The sequence below is a fragment of the Asaia astilbis JCM 15831 genome, assembly GCF_000613845.1.
Taxonomy (GTDB): Bacteria; Pseudomonadota; Alphaproteobacteria; order Acetobacterales; family Acetobacteraceae; genus Asaia; species Asaia astilbis.
In genome coordinates, this window is sequence record NZ_BAJT01000032.1 from 1 (window position 1) to 7,145 (window position 7,145).

The window sequence follows — 7,145 nt, forward strand, 5'->3', positions numbered from 1 at the left end:
TGCAGACACCATTAACGGCGAGCCGCAAGCAGCCGATCATACTCAAAAACAGGACGAGGCTAAGAGTCAGAATCCACCCGAAAAGGACCCAGAAAAAAAAGGCGGTGAAAATAGTACCGATGACAGGACAGATAGCCCGCCTTCTAAGAAGGGGCGGATTAAAGACGCGGGCCTACCGACTGAAGGAAAGATCCGTTTTGTGCCCCCCAAATGGTGGAAACCATCCGAGAACCTCCCAAAGAAGGGGGGTGCATTTAGAGACAAATTCAATAATCTTTGGAAAAAAGGTCCATCTAGAACGGCTGGCGAACCTTACGAATGGGATGTTCAGTTGAGCCCGCAAGGAAAGAAGCAGCTTGGATGGGCGACACGTGACGGCAGTCATGCTAATGTGTCTCTTGATGGAAAAATAACGCATAAATAAAGGATTGAGGCATGTACAACAAAGAAGTTATTATAACTAATTGTCGTGAAGATAAGGAACTAAATGACAAAATTGGATACATTTCATGTGTAAGCGAAGACGACTTCGGGTCTATATCCTCTTACGGAATATTTATATTCGATGAGGGTTATGTAGCGATGCTAAAAGAAGAGGAATTCCGCCTGACCGGGAATGTATACGATGAAAATGATCTCCTTACTCAGGAGCATTTGAGAGTTTCAAGAGATGGAAAACTCTTATGAGGGAGCTATAGGTAGAAGCATTATCGGCGGGTGTCACTCTGATACAGGCGTGGTAGAGATCCGTGACGAGCGCGATGTCTGCGACCTATAATCGGCATCGATTTTCGTGTGAGCTGATCGCTCATGCGGTGTAGCCTGAAGTTCGGCCCGACCTAGTGATATTTGGCAGCTGTACGAGGTAAGGATCAAAACGGGTATGTTCTCGACGAGATCCTCCGGACACGACGGAACGCCAAGGCAGCGAGGCGTCGGATGATACGGCTTCCAAAACAACTGAGTTTGCCTCCCATGCGGACGATTACTGACAGGCTGAAATCCTATGGATCAGCCGGACGCAGACTCAGTCTCTCGATCAGGCATCTCTTGCATAAAAACCTGAACAATCGGGCAGAGAACAGCCGTTTGCCGCTGCAAAAACGTGAGTGCGTCATACAGAAATTTCGTTCGCCAGACAGATGTCAGCGCTTCGTCTCCACTTCCTCTGCTCTCCGTAATTTCATCGTTCCACCAGCCTCCATCACTATGCTTCTCTCGCTTGATTTCCATCGGATCACAGCTTTCGCTCATCGGAATAGCGTTTACGCTCTCGGTCTCTGAATATCCCCCTCATGGTCTTCGGCTAGGTTGCCTTAGTTAACGTGAGAGCAGCGGTGGGAGTGTTGCGCTCAATGCCGGCAAGGCGATCACGATTAATGGCTCTGCCCTGTCTGCAGCGAATGATTTGATGCTTTCCGGGACCTCGGTCTCGTTGCTGGCCAAGGAGAACAGCCAAACCCAGAGCACGATGCATAAGGAGAAAAGCATCGGCCAAAGCATCGGGCTTTCACCGACGGCAGGTGGTCAATTCGGCGCTTGCGGCAACACAGAGCTCTGGCAAGGGCGGCGGTACTCTTGCAGCGCTGAACGCGATGCAGGGTGTGGCTACCGTTGCAACGGCAGCCATCAACGGAGGCAAGGCAGCTGCCGGGAATATTGTGGGCGGGCGGGTTTCGGTGGGCACGTCATCACAGAAGCAGACGAATACGCAGACCCGTACAGAAGCGGTAGGATCGACGCTTAACGCCGGGAAGACGCTGTCTGTCGTGGCGCGCGGCGACAACGCGGAGGACGCCCAGAACGGGAGCCTCTCTGCGGTTGCTGGTAGTCTCTCCGGTAGAGACGTGGTGCTTGCGGCGAGCAAGGACATCACGCTTCAGGCGGGGTGGGACAAGACCCATAGCGAAAGCGATATAAAGTCGAAATCGACGTCGGTGGGTCTCGATGTCGGTGTCGGTGCCATGGGCTGGAGCGCAAGTGTCAGCGCCTCGTTCGGCAAGCAGAAGCAGCATGTCGAGACGGACACGGCGACGGCCGTCGAGACGACAGTCAAGGGTGGACGAAGCGTCACGATCAGCAGCCCTGGCAGCGTGACGCTGAATGGGGCGACAGTCACGGCGCCGCGTATCGATCTTTCGGCGGGCGCGCTGAACATCACAAGCCCGCAGAACACGTCGGATTACCGGAGCACGGCGAGCCAGAGCGGCGGTCAGCTCAGCCTGGGGTACAACACGGGTATCGGTGGAAGCGGTCTGCATCAGAATGTGACCGATCATTTTGCGACGACGGGGCCGACCTTGTCGGGTTTGTATGCGGGTGAGAACGGGATCGGGGTCGATGTTTCCGGTCAGACCAGCCTGACGGCGGGGGTGATCGACAGCAAGGCGGAAGCGGCGAGGAACCACGTCAATACGGGGAGCCTTGTTGCGAACAGCGTGACGAATGTGTCGGAATGGAAAGCGACACAGACGGGCATGTCGATGAGCCTCGGCACGGATATGCTGGGCAGCACGATGGGCATTCTAGGTGCTGTGGGGACGAACCTCGCCTCGGGCGCGTCGGGCATGATGGGTGGTGGCCGCGCTCATAACGAGACGAGCGAGAGCCAGTCTGCGATCAGCGGTAACATTACGGTCAATGCCGGGAGTATTTCCGGCCATTACACGACCGATGTGTCGAAAGCCAACGCGGCACTTGAGAATGGCTTTGACGCGAAGAAGCTGACCAATCAGCTCCAGGCACAGCGTCTGGGCGGACAGCTGGCCGGTGAGGTCGGTGGGCTCGTGGCTGACCGACTGGAAAAAGCCGGTATTGCGGGTTTTGGCGAGAAGGGGATCGCGAACAGCTACGGGCGTATCGCACTCGAAACGGCGGCGAACTCTGCTGTGGCGGCTATCTCTGGGGGCAATATCGGCGCAGCCGCCGCGGGGACCGCAGCAGCCGGACTAGCGACATCGGCCACTGTAGCGGGTGTATCCCGCTGGGCCCTGGCGCATAGCAACGGGAATATTGACGATGCGGTGATGCTTGCGTCAGCGATGGAAAACCTGATTGCCTCTGGTGCGGGTGCAGCAGGGGGCATGATCGGAGGGGCGGGGTCTGGCAGCACAGGCATCAATGCGCTCAACGGCGCGTCACAGGCGTCGAGCATCGAGCAATATAATCTCGGCGGTCATATAGGATCAGTCGTCGCCTCGGAGCTCGAACTTGCCATTGAGGCAGGGCGTGAGGCAGCAGCGAATGCGATAAATGCGGTGCCCAAAAGTGTCCTTACTGCGGCCGGAGGCGTCGTAGCAGTTGCTGCAAGTCCTGAGGCGCTAGTTGGTACGTCTATCACACTGACCGTTTACGGTAGTTATAAGGTAATTGTCTATCTCAACACTCCCACTGAAGTTTCCGGTAGCACTTCAGTCAACGCGGAACAGAATAACGCTGCAAATCAATCGAAGCAGAACACACATGGTGCGCATTCTGCAGAGCCGCAAGGTCAGCCTGACCCTGAGGACGATCCCAGTGGTAATAATAAAAGAGCAGGAGCCGCCGCAGGGCTCGCCGCCGCAGCAACGGCAGCGAAAAAGAGATCCGAGAGTAAGGTAAGCTCTTTTGATGCGAAGGCTTTTAAGGACAACTTAAAGGGTCGACCGCCCGAAGAGCGTGTGGCCTTAATTAAAGAGCAAGCGAAAAATGTAGCTAAAGAAAACAATTGGACAAAGAATAACAAGCTTTCAAGAATGAATGATAGAGATATCTACCAAGCTAAGAGTGGGGAGACTTATTCTCTGGACACGATGCATGGAACCTTCGAAAAGATAAATCCCAAAAATGGAAGACATATGGGTGAGGTCGACTTCAACTTGAAGGAACTCGATGAAGCCGATAAATCTGGCGGTCATGATCTGAAGGTGAGATAATGTTCAAGTTTGAAAAATTAATCAATTTGGATAGAAAGTTCTTGAGAAGGGGAAATGTGTTTCGGCTTCCTGCTAAATACCCTTACGAGTCCAAGGTCGACTTTATGATTTGCGAAAGCGACGATAGTGCGAGTGGATACGGATTAATCGTAACTACCGGATATAAAGCAGGAAAGATTTTTCAATATCTGCCAGCGGAATGTTTGCATATTGAGCATGGAATAAGCACTGAGTGGGTGATTTTGAATTGGAACAAATGGATTTACATGGATTGTCTTGTCGGTGATGTATTTTTATCTGAAGGATACAATCAAGGGTGATGAGTGCCAAAATAAATCACATATTTAATATCAATCTATGATTCTTATTGGTTTCATGACGTGCCACTTCCGTCAGTTCGCGCGATTAATTATCAGTTGTTAGTCCTCGTATTTTAACGCTGTTGAATAACGTACTACACTTCCTAATATAAAAATCGTGCATGACGTGAAAGTACAAAGTGAGCGAGACAAAATTTGAGAGGCGAGAACGGAAAATACGAGCTTTTAGACCACGATACAGTGGAGACCTATGATGGTCGAATATTGAGGCGCGTTCGAGCCATATCTCAGATTGTTGCTGTAGGCGTTCGACCTGGTGACTTGGGAGGATATCTTGAAAGTGAAAGCAACTTAGAGGTATCAGGGGATGCTTGGGTCTTCGACAGCGCATGGGTTTATTCTGGAGCCAGAATATTTGGCAGTGCGCAGGTATCCGGCGACGCTCGGGTTCGCGATCACGCACTTGTTTTTGGCAATGCGCAGGTTCAAGAGGATGCTCAGATTTTTAACAACGCACGTCTTTTTGGCAATGCACGTGTATCCGGAGAGGCGGAAGTATCAGGCAATTCGCAAGTTCACGGTGACGCGTGGATAAGTGATAGAGCGCAGGTCCTTAGCCGCGCTGAAATATCGGGATCCGCCCACATTAACGGTGAAGCGTGGGTCTATGGTGAGGCTCTGATTTTTGGCGATGCACGTATTTATGGTGACGCGAGTGTTTGTGGCAATGCCCAAATCTTTGGTGATGCGTGTATTTATGGTGACGCACGTGTTTGTGGCAATGCACAAATTTTTGGAGATGCACGAGTCTATGGTGACGCGCAGGTTTCCAAAGATGCGTTGATCAAATTGGAAGATCATCTCGGCTGGTTCAGTGTCGTCGGTGCAGTTAACGGTACAGTGACCTGGTATCGCTCCTTTAGCGGTATCCGTGTAGTCGAGGGCAGTTTTAATGGCACCCTTCGCGAGTTTGAGACGAGGGTAGCTGAGATGACGTGCAGCGATAAGACCGCAGAAGAATATCGGTCTTTAATTGCATTTATCCAGACTAGGGCAGAGAAATTCATTCAGGGAGGTGAGTGAGTTAGTCGAAAGATCTTTAAATTTCAAACGTGGCAATGCCAGATAAGACGGCAGCTGCAAAGGTGCTGCGTGACCTCATGAATGCGTTAGAAATAAAATGAATAAGTACCTCGAGAAATTTCGTAAGTATCCTTCGATCGCGGACCAGATTGAAAAATCCATCATAGAGCATGAGGATGTCCCTGATTTGGTATTTATGGATATAGGAAGATTTATTGGAGAAAATGTCGAAAAAATTAGTGCCACTCAGGTGAGGGAAATTTTTATTCTCATAGAGAATGGGGTTTCATCAGAGGATGAGATTGTTAGCACAGTAATGGCCACGCATCTGCTTGAGGCTTTTTATAACGCTTTGTGTAGGATTGATCGTTCGTCAAATTATGCAAGATACGTTGGAGGAAAGTCTCGCGAATATATCGAGGCTTATTTCTTGACGCCGTGGGGGGGTATAAAATGTTAGAATAGGATTGCTTCGTGCGGCGCTGACGGCCTGCAGCAATCGTCTAGGGAACACAAAACGGCGCGCTCACGGTTACTGCGGTGATATGATATCCGTCGGTGGCGCGGTAAAGGCTAAAAATCTTAGTCGTCTAAGTGAGATTTTACGAACATTTGTGAGGGAAGCTAAAAATAGAGGTGTTGAGGATTGGAATATTCTGAATAAACTATGCCTAAAATCGCCTTAAAGGTTGCAAAAAATTCTTAAAGATTGTGTTAGACTTTTAAGGGTGAGTAAAATGCAGATGATGTGCAATATCATGATTGATTGCGACGCAAAGTATTCCATGGAACACCTTATAGAGGTGATGGTTGGGGCAAATTTAAGAATAAAAAATAATTACGGTTACATGATAGCATACAGAGAAGACGACAGAAGGTATTATAAAACGGAAGGTGATCTAGTTAAAGATTTTCAAGAAAGGATAATTGAGGCCGCTATTTTTTGGGACGAAAATAACGAGGGTATTTTTGTATGGTGGGATTTGGCTGTTAAACCCGTGAAGATGACTGTTTCTTTCGATGGCTGGACGATCGCACAGTCAATGAAGAAAATTAATGATATTTGTCTGTCTTTGATAAACAATAATTATCATAGGGGGAGTGGAGTATTCTTTTCTCTTGAAGCTGGATAATGGGCTATTCATTAAAAAATGTGAAATAAATAATATAACCGAGAAATAGTCACTGTTATTTAGAGTGTGTTTTGTCTCTATTTTCGGTGGCTACGATGCAGAGTAGGCAAGGCAGCTGCCGGGAATATTGTGGGTGTGCGGGTTTCGGTGGGCACGTCATCACAGAAGCGGACGAATACGCAGACCCGTAAGGAAACGGTAGGATCGACGCTTAACGCCGGGAAGGCGCTGTCTGTCGTGGCGCGCGGCGACAACGCGGAGGACGCCCAGAACGGGAGCCTCTCTGCGGTTGCCGGTAGTCTCTCCGGTAGAGACGTGGTGCTTGCGGCGAGCAAGGACATCACGCTTCAGGCGGCAGATAAGGCTATCGCTCCGCAATCGGGTGTAGAGACGACCCAGACCAAGAGTTCGAGCAACTCGTTCGGGATCTCGGCAGGAGTTGTTGCAAGTGTCGGTGCAGGTGCCGATGGCGTTCATGCGGGAGCCAGTGTCACGGCATCTGTGGGTGGTTCGACGCAGCATGCGAAGTCGGATAGCAAGACGCATGTGGTGACGACGGTTGATGGAGCGAACAGTGTTCGTCTGTTGACCCCTGGCGAAACGACTCTCAATGGTGCGTTGGTATCCGGCGGACATATTGGCGTGCAGACCGGCAAGCTGGCGATCATCAGTCCGCAGGACGAAGCCCATTACGG

General features: G+C 50.5%; 9 protein-coding genes and 1 pseudogene. All 10 read left to right on the forward strand.

Going from position 1 to position 7,145, the window contains the following annotated elements:
* A partial coding sequence (locus JCM15831_RS19660) for a polymorphic toxin type 17 domain-containing protein (RefSeq protein WP_035774752.1) occupies positions 1-424 on the forward strand: 424 nt, incomplete at its 5' end.
* Positions 425-435: 11 nt separating this feature from the next.
* The gene (locus tag JCM15831_RS14935; protein ID WP_025824865.1) at positions 436-687 is read left to right on the forward strand and encodes a hypothetical protein; all 252 of its coding nucleotides are present in this window, start codon (positions 436-438) and stop codon (positions 685-687) included.
* 162 nt (positions 688-849) lie between these two features.
* On the forward strand, positions 850-1,284 hold the full coding sequence (locus tag JCM15831_RS24120; protein WP_156938930.1) for a DDE-type integrase/transposase/recombinase: 435 nt from the start codon (positions 850-852) through the stop codon (positions 1,282-1,284).
* Positions 1,285-1,390: 106 nt separating this feature from the next.
* Positions 1,391-1,486: pseudogene (locus tag JCM15831_RS24125) on the forward strand (hypothetical protein); the annotation flags it as partial.
* A 37-nt stretch (positions 1,487-1,523) separates the two neighbouring features.
* On the forward strand, positions 1,524-3,914 hold the full coding sequence (locus JCM15831_RS14950) for a hemagglutinin repeat-containing protein (protein ID WP_025824868.1): 2,391 nt from the start codon (positions 1,524-1,526) through the stop codon (positions 3,912-3,914).
* Positions 3,914-4,234 carry an Imm45 family immunity protein gene (gene imm45 / locus JCM15831_RS14955; protein WP_025824869.1) on the forward strand — a complete coding sequence of 107 codons (321 nt, stop codon included), beginning with the start codon at positions 3,914-3,916 and terminating at the stop codon, positions 4,232-4,234. Before JCM15831_RS14950 ends, imm45 begins: the two co-directional genes overlap by 1 nt.
* A 195-nt stretch (positions 4,235-4,429) precedes the next feature.
* A complete protein-coding gene (locus JCM15831_RS14960) occupies positions 4,430-5,317 on the forward strand; it encodes a hypothetical protein (protein ID WP_025824870.1) in 888 nt (295 codons plus the stop codon).
* Positions 5,318-5,414: 97 nt separating this feature from the next.
* A complete protein-coding gene (locus tag JCM15831_RS14965; protein ID WP_025824871.1) occupies positions 5,415-5,777 on the forward strand; it encodes a hypothetical protein in 363 nt (120 codons plus the stop codon).
* A gap of 298 nt (positions 5,778-6,075) precedes the next feature.
* On the forward strand, positions 6,076-6,450 hold the full coding sequence (locus JCM15831_RS14970; protein ID WP_156938931.1) for a hypothetical protein: 375 nt from the start codon (positions 6,076-6,078) through the stop codon (positions 6,448-6,450).
* 135 nt (positions 6,451-6,585) lie between these two features.
* A partial coding sequence (locus JCM15831_RS14975; protein ID WP_025824873.1) for a hemagglutinin repeat-containing protein occupies positions 6,586-7,145 on the forward strand: 560 nt, incomplete at its 3' end.

Coding starts and splice junctions, on each gene's coding strand:
- JCM15831_RS14970 (WP_156938931.1), top strand. CDS start 6,076: ATGATTGATTGCGACGCAAAGTATTCCATGGAACACCTTATAGAGGTG.
- JCM15831_RS14935 (WP_025824865.1), top strand. CDS start 436: ATGTACAACAAAGAAGTTATTATAACTAATTGTCGTGAAGATAAGGAA.
- imm45 (WP_025824869.1), top strand. CDS start 3,914: ATGTTCAAGTTTGAAAAATTAATCAATTTGGATAGAAAGTTCTTGAGA.
- JCM15831_RS14965 (WP_025824871.1), top strand. CDS start 5,415: ATGAATAAGTACCTCGAGAAATTTCGTAAGTATCCTTCGATCGCGGAC.